The 14,452-nt window shown below is 57.7% G+C and carries 13 protein-coding genes; all 13 read right to left on the bottom strand.

The features are described from left to right. Nucleotides 1-127: 127 nt before the first annotated feature. The 13 genes from JJB07_RS12895 to lpdA all read right to left on the bottom strand — a co-directional run bounded on the left by JJB07_RS12895 (nt 128) and on the right by lpdA (nt 14,437). Nucleotides 128-2,110 carry a methyl-accepting chemotaxis protein gene (locus JJB07_RS12895; RefSeq protein WP_201635644.1) on the bottom strand — a complete coding sequence of 661 codons (1,983 nt, stop codon included), beginning with the start codon at nt 2,108-2,110 and terminating at the stop codon, nt 128-130. Nucleotides 2,111-2,249: 139 nt separating this feature from the next. Then, a complete protein-coding gene (locus JJB07_RS12890; protein WP_201635642.1) occupies nt 2,250-3,371 on the bottom strand; it encodes a M20/M25/M40 family metallo-hydrolase in 1,122 nt (373 codons plus the stop codon). Beyond that, the gene (locus JJB07_RS12885; RefSeq protein WP_201635640.1) at nt 3,359-3,586 is read right to left on the bottom strand and encodes a hypothetical protein; all 228 of its coding nucleotides are present in this window, start codon (nt 3,584-3,586) and stop codon (nt 3,359-3,361) included. Before JJB07_RS12885 ends, JJB07_RS12890 begins: the two co-directional genes overlap by 13 nt. Nucleotides 3,587-3,597: 11 nt before the next feature. Further along, entirely contained in the window at nt 3,598-5,124 is a 1,527-nt protein-coding gene (locus JJB07_RS12880) for an acyl-CoA carboxylase subunit beta (RefSeq protein WP_201636505.1), read from the bottom strand. A gap of 50 nt (nt 5,125-5,174) precedes the next feature. Then, nucleotides 5,175-5,591 (bottom strand): methylmalonyl-CoA epimerase, encoded by a 417-nt coding sequence (gene mce, locus JJB07_RS12875; RefSeq protein WP_201635638.1) that lies wholly within the window; start codon nt 5,589-5,591, stop codon nt 5,175-5,177. Nucleotides 5,592-5,595: 4 nt separating this feature from the next. After that, nucleotides 5,596-6,003, bottom strand: coding sequence for a cobalamin B12-binding domain-containing protein (locus JJB07_RS12870; RefSeq protein ID WP_201635636.1), 408 nt, complete (start codon nt 6,001-6,003; stop codon nt 5,596-5,598). Between the two features lie 21 nt (nt 6,004-6,024). Beyond that, entirely contained in the window at nt 6,025-7,677 is a 1,653-nt protein-coding gene (locus JJB07_RS12865) for an acyl-CoA mutase large subunit family protein (protein ID WP_201635634.1), read from the bottom strand. Between the two features lie 207 nt (nt 7,678-7,884). Next, entirely contained in the window at nt 7,885-8,601 is a 717-nt protein-coding gene (gene lipB / locus JJB07_RS12860; protein WP_201635632.1) for a lipoyl(octanoyl) transferase LipB, read from the bottom strand. 60 nt (nt 8,602-8,661) lie between these two features. Continuing rightward, nucleotides 8,662-9,567, bottom strand: coding sequence for a lipoyl synthase (gene lipA / locus JJB07_RS12855; protein WP_201635629.1), 906 nt, complete (start codon nt 9,565-9,567; stop codon nt 8,662-8,664). 24 nt (nt 9,568-9,591) lie between these two features. Continuing rightward, on the bottom strand, nt 9,592-10,941 hold the full coding sequence (locus JJB07_RS12850; RefSeq protein WP_201635627.1) for a dihydrolipoamide acetyltransferase family protein: 1,350 nt from the start codon (nt 10,939-10,941) through the stop codon (nt 9,592-9,594). Nucleotides 10,942-10,965: 24 nt separating this feature from the next. After that, nucleotides 10,966-11,949, bottom strand: a complete 984-nt coding sequence (locus JJB07_RS12845; RefSeq protein ID WP_201635625.1) for an alpha-ketoacid dehydrogenase subunit beta — start codon at nt 11,947-11,949, stop codon at nt 10,966-10,968. A gap of 13 nt (nt 11,950-11,962) precedes the next feature. Further along, nucleotides 11,963-12,958, bottom strand: a complete 996-nt coding sequence (locus tag JJB07_RS12840; RefSeq protein WP_201635623.1) for a thiamine pyrophosphate-dependent dehydrogenase E1 component subunit alpha — start codon at nt 12,956-12,958, stop codon at nt 11,963-11,965. Between the two features lie 33 nt (nt 12,959-12,991). After that, nucleotides 12,992-14,437 carry a dihydrolipoyl dehydrogenase gene (lpdA, locus tag JJB07_RS12835; protein WP_201635621.1) on the bottom strand — a complete coding sequence of 482 codons (1,446 nt, stop codon included), beginning with the start codon at nt 14,435-14,437 and terminating at the stop codon, nt 12,992-12,994. Between the last annotated feature and the right edge of the window lie 15 nt (nt 14,438-14,452).

The following is a 14,452-nucleotide window of genomic DNA, read 5'->3' as shown; positions in this document are numbered from 1 at the left end:
CCCTTTACCCCGTAACTTCCTATTGTACAGATTTGACGAATCTTGTCGGATTCCTTTTGATTAGACAGACTTTTAACAAAAAAAGACCCGAAGAAGCAGAGCTTCAACTGGTCTTCATGCGGTTTACTTACTCGAATTGAAATTGATCGACAGCTTGCTTCAAATCATCGGCAAGTCGTTTAAGGTCTTCCATCGATTGAGACAGCGACCCGATGGTCGCACTTTGCTCTTCGACGGCTGAAGCGACTTCCTGTGAAGAAGCGGCCGACTCTTCGGCAACGGAGGCGATTTCATGGAACTCGTGCTCGACTCCGTTGGATTGCACGGAGGCTTCCTCGGTCAAGGCATGCACGTCTGCGATGCCGGACGTGACGCCGTCCAGTCGATCTCCGACCATCCGGAACGCGTGCTCCGCTTCTTCGACTGCCGTACTGCCCGATTGGACAGCAGAGATGCCCTCCTGCATGCCGGCGATGCTCGCTTGCACTTGCTCCCGAATGAGGACGATCAGTTGGGCGATTTCATCCGCTGCGTTGCCGGACTGCTCCGCCAATTTGCGAACTTCGTCGGCGACGACCGCAAATCCGCGCCCGTGTTCACCGGCGCGTGCCGCTTCGATGGCGGCGTTGAGCGCAAGCAAGTTGGTTTGCGAGGCGATGCCCGAGATCAACTCCGAGATGTGCCCGATCTTCTGCGACTGCTCGCCCAAAGCGTTCATCGTCGACGCTGTGAGTTCGACATGCGACTTGATGGAATCCATCTCTTCGCGCGTGCGTTGCATCGTGGAGCGTCCCACGTGGGACGCTTCGTCCACAACGACTGCCATCTCACGCAAGCCGTTCGCCCGGCTCGCGATCTCTTCGAGGGAGCGCACGACGACGGTCAAGCGGTCGTTGCCTCGCTGAAGCGCGTCGTTCTGCGATTCGGTGCCGCGTGCCACATCTTCGATGGCGGCAGAAACTTGTCCCGCGGCTTGCGTCGCTTCTTGAGCCCCCACGTAGAGGTGTTCGGAGAGATCGGCAACTTGTGTAGCTGTCCCCGCTGCTTTCTGAAGCAGTCCGCGGATGTTGGCGATCATCACGTTGTAGAAGTCTTGCAACTGCTTCAACTCGCCCGCCGATTTGATCGGCTGGATCTCACGCAAGCGACCGTTCGAGGCCTCTTGCAGCCCTTCCATCACGGCGACCATCGGACGGACGATGGAGTTGGAGTTTTTCGTGCCGACGAGCAGCGCGAGCAAGATGACGAGCAGGGCAAGACCCACAGAATCATACATCAGGTTTCGTTCCGACGCGAGGATCTCTTCCCGGGAGATGCCGATGCGGACGACACCCAGCGTGTTGTTATGATCGTAGTCGGTAAGCGGCACGTAGATGAAGTCATAAGAAAGGCCCTTCACGGTGTTCGTCGTGCGATAGAGCGATTGCTGGTCGTAGACGACGCTGACGATGTCAGGATCGGTCAGCGGTGCTTCCTGCTCCCCGAGCGTCGACGTGATCATCTCGTGGGCGTCTCCGTAATAGACGGTGATGTCGCCACCGATGATATTTTTCATGCTGTCGGCGAATTTCTGATCCATGTTGAACCCGGCTGTCACAGTTCCGTGTACGATGCCGCTGTCGTCCATAATTGGTGCGACGCCGCGCATGGCCAATCCGGACAATCCCGTCTCGATGTCACCGACCGCATGGTGCAGGCTCAGGGCCATGGAAACCGAAGCGGTTTTGTACTTGTCGTCCCCATAGTGGCCCGGATCGTGCGCCCGGTACTGGACGACCCCCATCGAGTCCCCGACTTCCATCAGCGTGACGCCCTGCGGTTTCAGCGTTTTGAACAAGGTATCCAACCCGATGGAAAGCGCGGTGTGGTCTTTGTCGGTTAACGCTTTGTCGATTTGGGGGTCTCGTGCGGCCAGTCCGGCGATCAACGTGGCGGTGCGTTTTTCCGATTCGATGCTTTCCGATATTTTCTTCTCCGCAGATTGCACCGCTGCGTCTTGCAATTTGGTGTATCCCTTCATCGAGATGTAGTTGCTGACACCGCCCATGACGACCATCGGGACCAAAGCCATAACCAGCAACATGCCTAAAGTATTTGTGCGCAGTTTCATGTTGTTTTCCCTTCAACCCCATTCCACTCTTGTTGTAATTCTATTTGTTTGACACAACTAGTCCGTTTACCTGTTTAGTGTACATGAAAAAACCACCCCATTCGTTCACGGATGGGGTGGTTGCTTTTCGGAAGGCGTATTAGAGCACAGCTTGCGTCATCGCGACGAGCAGGCGTGCGCCGTTTTCGAGGTCGTTGAGGCGAATGAACTCTTCGACCGTGTGGATTTTTTCATAGCCGATGGCGATGTTGACGGTCGGAATGCCTTGACCGTTCAAGATGTTCGCGTCAGAACCGCCGCCGGAAGCCATCGTGGTCGGTTCAAAGCCAAGCGAACGAACCGCTTTGAATGCCGTTTGCACCACTTCAGCCTCGACGTCATGGTTGAGGTTGGAGTACATGCGTTGCACGGAGATGTCGCACGTGGTCTTGAATTCCTCTGCGGCTGCGTGGAACGTGTCGACCATGTGCTTGACTTGCTCGTCGAGCTCGTCGAGTACCAAGGAACGAGCTTCCGCCGCGATGGTGACTTTGTCACAGACGACGTTGGTCGCGTCCCCGCCGTGCAGGTTGCCGATGTTCGCGGTGGTGCGCTCGTTGATGCGACCCAGTTTCATGCGCGAGATCGCCAATGCTGCCACGTTGATCGCGTTGATGCCCGCTTCCGGGTTGACGCCCGCATGTGCGAGTTTGCCGTGAACGGTAACTTCAAGGCGTGCTTGTGCCGGAGATTGGGTGACGACTTTGCCGATCGGTCCGTTGGAGTCGAACGCGAAGCCCATGTCGACTTTCGGGAGTTTCTCCCAATCCGCATGACGAGAGCCGAGCAAGCCGGTCTCTTCGCCCATCGTCAGAAACAGCACGATGGTGCCGTGTTGGAGGTTTTGCTCCTTCAACGTGCGCACCATTTCCAGAATGCCGGAAACGCCCGCTTTGTCATCGGCGCCGAGGATCGTGGTGCCGTCCGAGGTGATGCGGTCTTCGAGCAGTTGCGGTTTGATGTTCAGGCCCGGGGCTACGGTGTCCATGTGGCAGGTGAAGAGGATGGTCGGTTTGGACTCGTCCCCTTTCAACGTGCAGATCAGGTTGCCGGCGTTGCCGCCGACTTTTTCCCCTGCGCTGTCCTCGACCACTTCGACTCCAAGTTCTTGGAGTTCGCGGGTCAGGCGGTCTGCAACGTTGCGTTCATCACGGGACAGGGAGTTGATTTGCACCAACTCCAGGAAGGTTTGGATCAGACGTTCACGATTCACTTGGTACATCTGCGTTCTCGTCCTTTCTCTTGGTAGATCGCGTTCGGGTACTGCTCCAGGCGGAATCCGTCGCGTTTTTCGTTGTAGGCGGAGCGAGCGCGCAGAGCGTCTTCGTCGTTCTGCGGGCTGTTCGTCAAAAGGTTCAGGCGGCGTGCCGCTTGTTTCCACGGCGAGACATCGCGCGGCCCTCGGATGAACGTCACGTCAAATCGTTCGCTACTCATGGAGAGACCTCCTACAGCGGGATGTTGCCGTGTTTTTTCGGCGGGCGGGTTTCACGCTTGGTGCGCAAAATTTCCAACCCTTCCTTGAGCTTCTGACGCGTTTCGCGCGGGTCGATGACATCGTCGATCATGCCGAGAGACGCGGCGACGTACGGGTTGGAGAATTTCTCCTTGTACTCGGCGATCTTGGCTGCACGCGTTGCGTTCGGGTCTTCGGAATCGGAGATTTCCTTGGCAAACACGATGTTGGCTGCACCCTCTGCGCCCATGACGGCAACTTCGCCGGTCGGCCACGAATAGACGAGGTCTGCGCCGATCGATTTGGAGTTCATCGCGACGAACGCGCCCCCGAACGCTTTGCGCAAGATGATCGTAATCTTCGGCACGGTTGCTTCGGAGTACGCGTAGAGCATCTTGGCGCCGTGTCGGATGATGCCGCGGTGTTCCTGCATAACGCCCGGGATAAAACCGGTGACGTCTTCGAACGTGACCAGCGGGATGTTGAAGCAGTCGCAGAAACGGATGAAGCGGGCGATTTTGTCGGAGGAATCGATGTCGAGACCGCCCGCCATGAACTTCGGCTGGTTGGCGACGATGCCGATCGGGTGGCCTTCGATGCGAGCGAAGCCGACCACGGCGTTTTTCGCGAAGTTTTTCTGCACTTCCATGAAGTCCCCGTCGTCGACGACGCGGTGGATGACTTCGCGCACGTCGTACGCTTTGGTCGGTTCGACCGGCACGACGGTTACGAGTTCGTCGTTCCAACCGTTATCCGGCTTGTTGTAGACGCGCGGCGGCTCTTCCATGTTGTTCTGCGGGAGGAACGAGAGCAGACGACGAACGTCGTTCAAGACGTCCTCTTCGGTTTTGTTGCTGAAGTGCGTGACGCCGGAGATCGATTCTTGGACGCGTGCGCCGCCAAGGTTCTCTGCGGTGATTTTCTCGCCGGTGACCGTCTCGATGACTTTCGGGCCGGTGATGAACATCTGCGAGTTGCCTTCGACCATGAAAATAAAGTCGGTGATCGCCGGGGAATACACAGCACCGCCGGCACACGGGCCCATGATCACGGAAATCTGCGGGATGACGCCGGAGTAGATCGCGTTGCGGTAGAAGATTTGACCATAGCCATCCAGAGAAGCGACACCCTCTTGGATGCGTGCGCCGCCGGAATCGTTCAGGCCGATGACCGGAGCGCCGTTTTTCGCAGCGAGGTCCATGCATTTGGTAATTTTCAGCGCGTGCATCTCGCCAAGCGCACCGCCGAACACGGTGAAGTCTTGGGCAAACACGTAGATGATGCGACCGTTGACTTTCCCCCAGCCGGTGACAACGCCCTCACCCGGTGCTTCGGCTTTGTCCATGCCGAAATGGGTGGCGCGATGTTCGATGAACGGGTTGAGTTCGCGGAACGTGCCGGGGTCGAGCAACATCTCGATGCGTTCGCGAGCGGTGTACTTGCCCTTGGCATGTTGAGCGGCGATTCGCTTGTCACCGCCGCCGAGTTCGATCTTGCGGCGACGGTCATGAAGTTCCATGATCTTTTTTTCCAAAAGAGTCCCCTCCACTTCTCTCTACTACGGGAGTTCTAGTCTTCGATACGCTGGCAGAACTCGGTCAGGACGCCGTGGGTATCCTTGGGATGCAGGAACGCGATCATTTTCCCGTGCCCGCCCTTGCGCGGCACTTCGTCGATCAGGCGATACCCGGCTTCTTTGGCGGAGGCGAGCGCTTCCACGACATCGGGAACCGCATAGGCGATGTGATGGATACCAGGTCCCTTTTTCTCCAAGAACTTGGCGATCGGAGACTCCGGGCAGGTCGGCTCGAGCAGTTCGATCAAGCTCTCCCCCACCTCGATGAATGCCAGACGCGCCATCTGGTCCTCGACGACTTCTTCGTGCAGGAATTTCAGTCCGATGCCGCCCGTGTAGACCGGCAACGTCTCTTCAATCGAGTGGACGGCGATGGCGACATGGTCGATTTTATATGCGTTAACGGCCATGCTGTTACCCCCTCTTGCTTTGCACGCTGTCACGGATGTAATCGGCCATGACGCTGAGCGAGGAGCCCGGCGTGAACACTTCTGCGATGCCGGCTTCCTTGAGTTGCGGGATGTCTTCGTCCGGGATGACGCCGCCGCCGACGACGAGGATGTCACCCGCGCCTTGTTCGTTCAAGAGGCGAACCACTTCCGGGAACAGATGCATGTGCGCCCCGGACAGCGAGGACAGGCCGACTGCATCGACGTCCTCTTGGATCGCCGTTGCCACGATCTGTTGCGGAGTTTGGCGCAGGCCGGTGTAGATAACTTCCATACCCGCGTCGCGCAGGGCCTTTGCGACGACGAGTGCGCCGCGGTCATGACCATCAAGACCCGGTTTCGCGACGAGGACGCGAATTTTTGCTTCAGACATTGGGGTGCTCCTCCTTCTCCATTACCATTGAGCCGGTTGGTATTCGCCGAACACGTCACGCATCACGTTGCAAATCTCACCGAGCGTCGCGTAGACTTTCACGGCATGCACGATGTGCGGCATGAGGTTGTCGGTGCCGGATGCAGCTTGACGCAGCGCGTCCAAAGCCGCTTGAACTCCTTCGTTGTCGCGGGTATTGCGCAGTTCGGACAATTGGGCAGACTGGGTGCGTTCGAGTTCCGGGTTGAGCTTCATCAGTTCCGGCTTCGGTTCGTTCTCGATGCGGAACTTGTTGACGCCGACGACGACTTCGGAACCGTCTTCGATCGCCATCTGGGTTTGGTACGAAGCGTTCTGGATCTCGCGTTGCATGTAGCCTTGCTCAATCGCTTTGACAGCGCCGCCCATTTCGTCAATTTTCGCGATGTAGGCCAGCGCATCACGTTCCACTTGGTCGGTCAGAGCTTCTACATAGAAGGAACCTGCCAACGGGTCGACCGTATCTGCGACGCCCGATTCATTGGCGATGATCTGCTGGGTGCGCAACGCGATGCGTGCCGACTCTTCGGTCGGGAGCGCGAGCGCTTCGTCCTTGGAGTTGGTGTGCAGAGACTGCGTACCGCCGAGAACGGCTGCCAGTGCTTGCAGGGTCACGCGGACGATGTTGTTGTCCGGTTGTTGAGCGGTGAGCGTGGAGCCGCCGGTTTGGGTGTGGAAGCGCAGTTGCCAAGACTTCGGATCTTTGGCGCCGAAGCGCTCCTTCATGATGTGGGCCCACATACGGCGAGCGGCGCGGAATTTCGCGATCTCTTCCAAGAAGTTGTTGTGCGCGTTGAAGAAGAACGACAGACGCGGAGCAAACTTGTCGACGTCGAGGCCTTTTTTGACCGCTGCATCGACGTATGCGATGGCGTTGGAGAGCGTGAACGCCACTTCCTGTACAGCCGTGGAACCTGCTTCGCGAATGTGGTAGCCGGAGATGGAAATCGTGTTCCAGTTCGGCACATGTTCGGAGCAATATTCAAAAATGTCGGTGATCAAACGCATGGAAGCGGCCGGCGGGTAGATGTACGTACCGCGTGCAACGTATTCCTTGAGAATGTCATTTTGGATCGTGCCGGAGATCTTGTCTGCGGGGACGCCGTTTTTCTCTGCGACGGCGATGTACATCGCGAGCAGGACGGACGCCGGAGCGTTGATCGTCATCGAGGTGGAGACTTTGTCCAACGCGATGCCGTCAAGCAAACGCTCCATATCGGCGAGCGACGAAATGGCGACGCCGACTTTGCCGACCTCACCCTTGGCCATCATATCATCGGAGTCATAGCCGATTTGCGTCGGCAGGTCGAATGCAGTGGAGAGGCCGGTTTGGCCGTTTTCGAGTAAGTACTTGAAGCGTTGGTTGGTTTCTTCGGCAGAACCGAAGCCCGAATACTGGCGCATCGTCCAGAAGCGAGAGCGATACATCGTCGGTTGCACGCCGCGAGTGAACGGATACTCGCCCGGGAAGCCCAACTTGTCCATGTAGTCGCCTTGCACGTCTTGAGGTGTATACAGGCGCTTCACCGGGTTTTCAGAGGTAGTGGTAAACTCCTCCTTGCGTTCCGGGAAACGGGACGAACTTTTGTCCGCTTTGGCTTGCCAAGCGTCATACTGGGTCTTGAAATCAGACATGAAAAACCCTCCTAGAGGAAGTAAAAAATGAGGACAGTGGTCACACCGCCTTATTATACCATACGAAAGCGATTACAAGACGCAATACTGAATGAATACTCATACAAAAAAACGTCAGCCCTCTCCATTAAAAAAAGGACCCGCGAAAACGGGCCCTTGCAGTACCAGCAGTATCGGTCTCGCCGCTCCTGCGTAGTGTTCTCCTGCTTAGAGGACTTCGCCCCAGCGGGTGCTGAGTTCGTCGACCGTTGCCGTGCCCATCTTCAAGTCGATCTCAAAAACTTCGGTGAAAGCGGATTGCCAACGTTGTTTCACGTCCTCCATCTCCACCGGGCGTCCCAGCACTTTACGAAGCGACGTCACGCCGAACTCGGTGATGCCGCAGGGAACGATGTGGCCGAAGTGCGATAGATCCGGGTCGACGTTCAACGCAAAGCCGTGTGAAGAGATGTAACCTTGGTTTGCCGTGTCGCGGTTTGCTTTCACGCCGATGGCGCAGATTTTTTCGTTGCCAACCCACGCGCCGGTCATCCCTTCCTTGCGGCCCGCTTCGATGCCGAAACCCGCAAGCAGGCGGATGATGACTTCCTCCAACAAGCGCAGGTATTCGCGCACGTCGTTTTTCCAATCGCGCAGATGCAGAATCGGATAACCGACCAACTGACCCGGCCCGTGGTAGGTCACGTCTCCCCCACGGTCGACGTCGAACAGGGCGATGCCGAGTTTTTCTCGCTCCTGCTCTCCGATCAGGACGTTTTCTCCTCCTCCAGCCCGTCCGATCGTGTAGACGGGCGGATGCTCAAGCAGCAGGACGGTGTTGCCGAGTTCTCCCCTCAACATGCGGCGCACGGCGCTTTTTTGCAGGTCGAACGCTTGTCCGTACTCCACCCGATGAAGGTCATAGATGTCACATTGCGGTCTCATCGCTCTGCCTCCTGAAAAAAATCACAGCAGAGGCCAAAGCCTCGCTGTGATTCTTTTGACTTACTTCGCTTGTTTGATCTGTTGTTCAGCCGACTGTGCTTGTTCGTGAGCATGGTAGGAACTGCGCACGAGCGGGCCGGATTCGACGTGCTTGAAACCGCGCTTCAACGCCTCTTCCTTCAACTGGGCAAACTCTTCCGGCGTCCAGAACTTGCGGACCGGGAGATGTTTCTTGGTCGGTTGGAGGTATTGGCCCATCGTCATGATGTCACAATCAACAGCGCGCAGATCGTCCATGACTTGGATGATCTCGTCCCATGTCTCGCCGTGGCCGAGCATCAAGCTCGACTTCGTCGGGATGTGCGGTTTGTACGCTTTGGAGCGCTGAAGCACTTCGAGCGTCCGGTCGTACGTCGCTTTGGCGCGGACTTTCGACGTCAAGCGGCGTACCGTCTCGATGTTGTGGTTGAAGATATCCGGCTCGGCGTCGAGCAGCGCATGCAACGCTTCCATGTTACCGCCCATGTCGGACGGCAACACTTCAACGGTACACTGCGGTCGGCGGCGGCGGATCGCACGGACCGTCTCTGCGAACACGGCGGCACCGTGGTCTTTGAGATCGTCGCGAGCTACAGCGGTGACAACCGCATGACGCAGACCCATCGTGTCAACCGATTCGGCAACGCGCTCCGGTTCGGCGAGGTCAAGTTCGGTCGGAAGGCCGGTTTTGACCGCGCAGAAGCCGCAAGCACGCGTGCAGATGTCGCCGAGGATCATGAACGTCGCCGTGCGGTTCTCCCAGCATTCGTAGATGTTCGGGCAACGAGCTTCTTCACAAACGGTGTGGAGCGTTTGACCCCGCATCAGCTCTTTGAGTTCGGTAAAGTTCGGCCCGGTCTTCAACTGGATTTTCAGCCAGTCCGGGCGGCGAAGCGGTTTTTCTTCGAGAACGTCAAGCTCTTCCACGCTGGCACACCTCTTTTTGCAAGATTAGTACAAGGTCGGCTCGAGTGCGCTTTCGAGGTTTTTCTTGACAGCCTGCAGGAACTGGCCGCAAACCCAACCGTCGAGGACGCGGTGGTCGAGCGACATGCACATGTTCATCATCGAACGGATCGCAAACGAATCATCCGGCATCACGGTCGGACGCTTGATGATCGATTCCATGGAGAGAATCGCCGCTTGCGGAGCGTTGATGATCGGCATCGATTGCACGGAGCCGAACGCGCCGGTGTTGTTGACGGTGAAGGTGCCGCCCGACATGTCGTTCGGGCTGAGCTTGCCTGCACGCGCACGCTTCGCCAAATCGTTGATCGCATGGGAAAGACCCAGGATCGAGAGACGGTCGGCGTTTTTGATCACCGGAACGAACAGCGCATCGTCGGTGGCGACGGCAATCGAGATGTTGATGTCTTTTTTAATAATAATCTTGTCGTCCTGCCATGTCGAGTTGATGATCGGATATTGCTTGATCGCATCGACGACAGCTTTGATCATGAACGGGAGGAACGTCAGGTTGACGCCTTCCTTTTTCTTGAACGCTTCCTTGCTGCGGTCGCGGAAACGAACGAGGTTGGTCATGTCAACTTCCATCATCGTCCAAGCGTGCGGTGCGTTGTGCTTGGACTCGACCATGCGGCGCGCGATGGTTTTGCGGATGCCGGTCGCTTCGATGACGGTGTCACCGTCTGCCGCTTGGTACGCCGGAGCGGACGGTGCGGTCGGAGCCGGAGCTGCTGCCGCTTGAACGCCTTGGGCGCCAAGTTCGGTCAGGCCGGTTGCCGGTTGCGTCGGAGCTGCGACAGACGCGAGGTCCTCTTGGGTTTTGGTGAGGGTTGCAGCCTGAGCTGCTGCCGCACCGCCCTGTTCGATGAACGTCAGAACGTCTTTGCGAGTGATGCGACCGCCGGTGCCGGTGCCTGCGATCAGGTTCGGGTCGACGTTGTGTTCTTGGATCAGTCGCATGACTGCCGGCGAGTAACGCGGACGATCCGCGCCTGCGGGAGTCGAAGCGGCAACCGGAGTTGCGGCCGCAGTCGGAGTCGGTGCAGCTGCCGCCGGAGCAGAAGGTGCCGCTGCGACCGGAGCAGGAGCTGCTACTTCGCCAGCTTCTGTAATGATCGCAATCGGAGTGCCGACTGCAACCGTTGCGCCCTCGGGAACGAGGATTTCAGTCAGGGTGCCGACGAACTCGGACGGTACTTCGGCGTTGACTTTATCGGTAATCACTTCTGCGAGCGGGTCGTATTTGTTGATAATATCCCCCGGCTGTTTCAGCCACTTGGCGATGGTGCCTTCGGTAACGGACTCGCCGAGTTGGGGCATTTTGAGGGTTGCCATGTTCGAAGTTCCTCCTGTCCGCGCTTAGAATTTCGCCAGTTCGCGGATTGCGTCCGCGATCTTGGTCGGGTTCAGCATGTAGAACTTCTCTTGCGGCGGGGAGTACGGCATCGCCGGAACGTCCGGACCGCACAGACGCTGAATCGGAGCGTCGAGATCGAACAGCGCTTCTTCGGCGATGATCGCCGAAATTTCGCCGCCGACGCCGCCAAATTTGCTGTCTTCGTGCACGATCAAGACTTTGCCGGTCTTGCGGGTCGCCTCAAGAATCGCTTCACGGTCGATCGGTTTGATCGAGCGCAAGTCGAGGATGTGCGTGGAAATGCCTTCCTTCGCGAGCGTCTCCGCCGCTTCCAGTGCGTAGTGAACCATCAGGCCGTAGGTGATGACGGTGACGTCGTCGCCTTCGCGCTTGACATCCGCTTTGCCGATCTCGATGGTGTAGTCGCCCTCCGGCACTTCCCCTTTGATCAGGCGGTAGCAACGCTTGTGTTCCAAGAACAGCACCGGGTCGTTGTCGCGAATCGACGCTTTGAGCAAGCCTTTGACGTCATACGGAGTGGACGGCATGACGATTTTGATGCCCGGTACGTGGTGGAACAAAGCTTCGATGGATTGCGAATGGTACAGAGCGCCGTGAACACCGCCGCCGTACGGAGCGCGGATGGTCAGCGGAACGGTCCAGTCGCTTTTCGTGCGGTAGCGAATGCGCGCCGCTTCGGAGACGATCTGGTTGTACGCCGGGAAGATGAAGTCTGCAAACTGAATTTCAGCTACCGGACGCATCCCGACCATCGCAGCGCCGGTGGTGACGCCGACGATCGCCGATTCGGACAGAGGAGAGTCCATGACGCGGTCTTCGCCGAATTTTTCGATCAAGCCGGCCGTTGCGCGGAACACGCCGCCGCGAACGCCGACGTCCTCGCCGAGGATGAAGATCGATTGATCTCGCTCCATCTCTTCTGCGAGCGCTTCCGTGACAGCCTCGATGTATGATTTAATCGCCATGAGACGAGACCTCCTAACGTTCTTCGTAGACGTGGGTCAGCACGTCTTCCGGTTCGTAGAACGGCGCTTTTTCCGCCGCGTCGGTGCCTTCGTTGACTTCGCGCATGACACGGTCGGTCAACTCTTGCTCCAGTTCAGCCGTCAGGACGCCGTTTGTGCGCAGGTACTCCGCATACGTGATCAGCGGGTCTTTTTTCTTCGCCGCTTCGACTTCTTCGCGTGCGCGGTAGCTTCTGTCGTCGTCGTCCGAGGAATGCGGGGTCAAGCGGTAGGTACGGGATTCGATCAAAGTCGCGCCTTCGCCGTTGCGAGCACGGTCTGCCGCTTCCTTGAAGTATTTGTAGACTTCGAGCACGTCGTTGCCGTCGATGGAGTAGCCCGGGAATCCGTAGCCCAGTGCGCGGTCGGCGGTGTTGTGGTTGCCAAGCTGCTTGTCGAGCGGAACGGAGATTGCGTAGCCGTTGTTCTCGACGCAGAAGATCACCGGAAGTTTATGTACCCCGGCAAAGTTACAAGCTTCGTGGAAGTCGCCTTGGTTGGACGAACCTTCGCCCGTCGACGTGAACGTGACAGACTTCTCGCCGCGCATCTTGGCTGCAAGTGCTGCACCGACTGCGTGCGGGAATTGGGTCGTAACCGGAGACGAACCGGTCAAGATGCGGTATTTTTTGCCGCCGAAGTGGCCCGGCATCTGACGACCGTGCGAGTTCGGGTCGCCCGGTTTCGCGAATGCGGACATCATGACTTCGGTCGGGGTTTGGCCAAACGCCAAGACGACACCGAGGTCGCGGTAGTACGGAGCAACATAGTCTGTGTTCTTGTCAAGGGCAAAGGCAGCGCCTACTTGCGCCGCCTCTTGACCTTGACAGGAGATAACAAACGGGATTTTGCCCGCGCGGTTCAACAGCCAGAAACGCTCGTCGAGTTTACGCGCAAGCAGCATGTAGTAATACATCTCCAGCGCTTGATCATCGGTCAAGCCCAGATCTTTGTGATTCAACTTAGACATGCTTCCACAACCTCCTGTCGATACTAGTACGCCTTAATAATGGATCGCCATGCCATCGACCGCAAGCGCCGCTTCACCAATCGCTTCCGACAGCGTCGGGTGCGGGTGAATGGCGAGGCCGATCTCCCAAGCGGTTGCATCGAGCAATGCAGCGAGGCCCGCTTCCGAGATCATGTCGGTGACATTCTGACCGATCATGTGAACGCCGAGCAGATCGCCCGTGTTCGCATCTGCGATCATTTTGACGAAACCGTCGAATTCGCCGTTGACCAACGCTTTGCCGATGCCGCGGAACGGGAATTTGCCGACTTTGATCTCTCGTCCTTCGTTGCGAAGATGACGTTCGGTGTACCCGACAGACGCCACTTCCGGACGAGTATAGGTGCAACGCGGAATCATCGCGTAATCAATCGGATGAGGATGGAGTCCGGCAATCACTTCGACCGCATGGATGCCTTCATGAGATGCAACATGCGCCAGTTGCGGAGTGTTCAACACATCGCCGATGGCGAAGATGTTTTTCTCCTTGGTGCGGTAGTGCTCGTCGACGACGATGGTGCCGCGGTCGATTTGCACTTCGGTCGCTTCCAAGCCGATGTTGTCAATCGCAGCGCCGCGACCGACAGAAACGAGCAGTTTTTCGGCCGACAGGGTTTCGATCGCTTCCTTGTCGGTGCCGACGTTGACTTTGGCTTGGATCGTGACGGTGTCGCCCTCGATCTTCAAGGTGTCCGGGAGGACGCCGGTCGACGTCATGATCTTGACCTTGGTTTTGCGGCGGCCGAGCAGTTTCGCAAGTTCTGCGGCGACGTCTTCGTCTTCGAGCGGCAGAATCTGCGGCGCGAATTCCACGAGGGTGACTTGCACGCCGTAGTCGGAGAACATCGAAGCCCACTCACAACCGATCGCGCCTGCGCCGACGATGATGACAGACTTCGGCAGTTCTTCGAGCTCCAATGCATGGTCGGAGTTGATAACATGCTTGCCGTCTACCGTCAGGCCCGGCAGAGACTTCGGACGAGAGCCCGTTGCCACGATCAAGTTGCGCGGGTTGATGATTTCTTGCTCACCGTCCGGGCGTTCTACACGAACGGCGCCCGCCAGCGGCGAGAAAATCGACGGCCCCATGACGGTGCCGGTGCCTTCGATGACTTGGACGTTGTGTTTTTTCAAAAGCGACTGTACGCCTTTGTGCAAGTTGCCGACGATTTTTTCCTTGCGCGCCATGACGTTGCCGAAGTCAAACGAGACCGTGCCGTCGATGTTGACGCCGAACTCCTTGGACTTCTGAACGGTGGCGAGGATATCCGCGCTCTTGAGCAAGGCTTTGGACGGGATGCAACCGCGATGCAAGCAGGTGCCGCCGACTTTGTCCTTCTCCACAACCGCCACTTTCAACCCCAATTGGGCAGCACGAATGGCGGCTACATAGCCGCCCGTGCCCCCGCCCAGGATCACTACATCTAACTGTTCAGCCATGAGGGAGTGACTCCT

The organism is Tumebacillus amylolyticus, from assembly GCF_016722965.1.
Taxonomy (GTDB): domain Bacteria; phylum Bacillota; class Bacilli; order Tumebacillales; family Tumebacillaceae; genus Tumebacillus; species Tumebacillus amylolyticus.
This window is presented reverse-complemented; position numbering and strand designations above follow the sequence as displayed.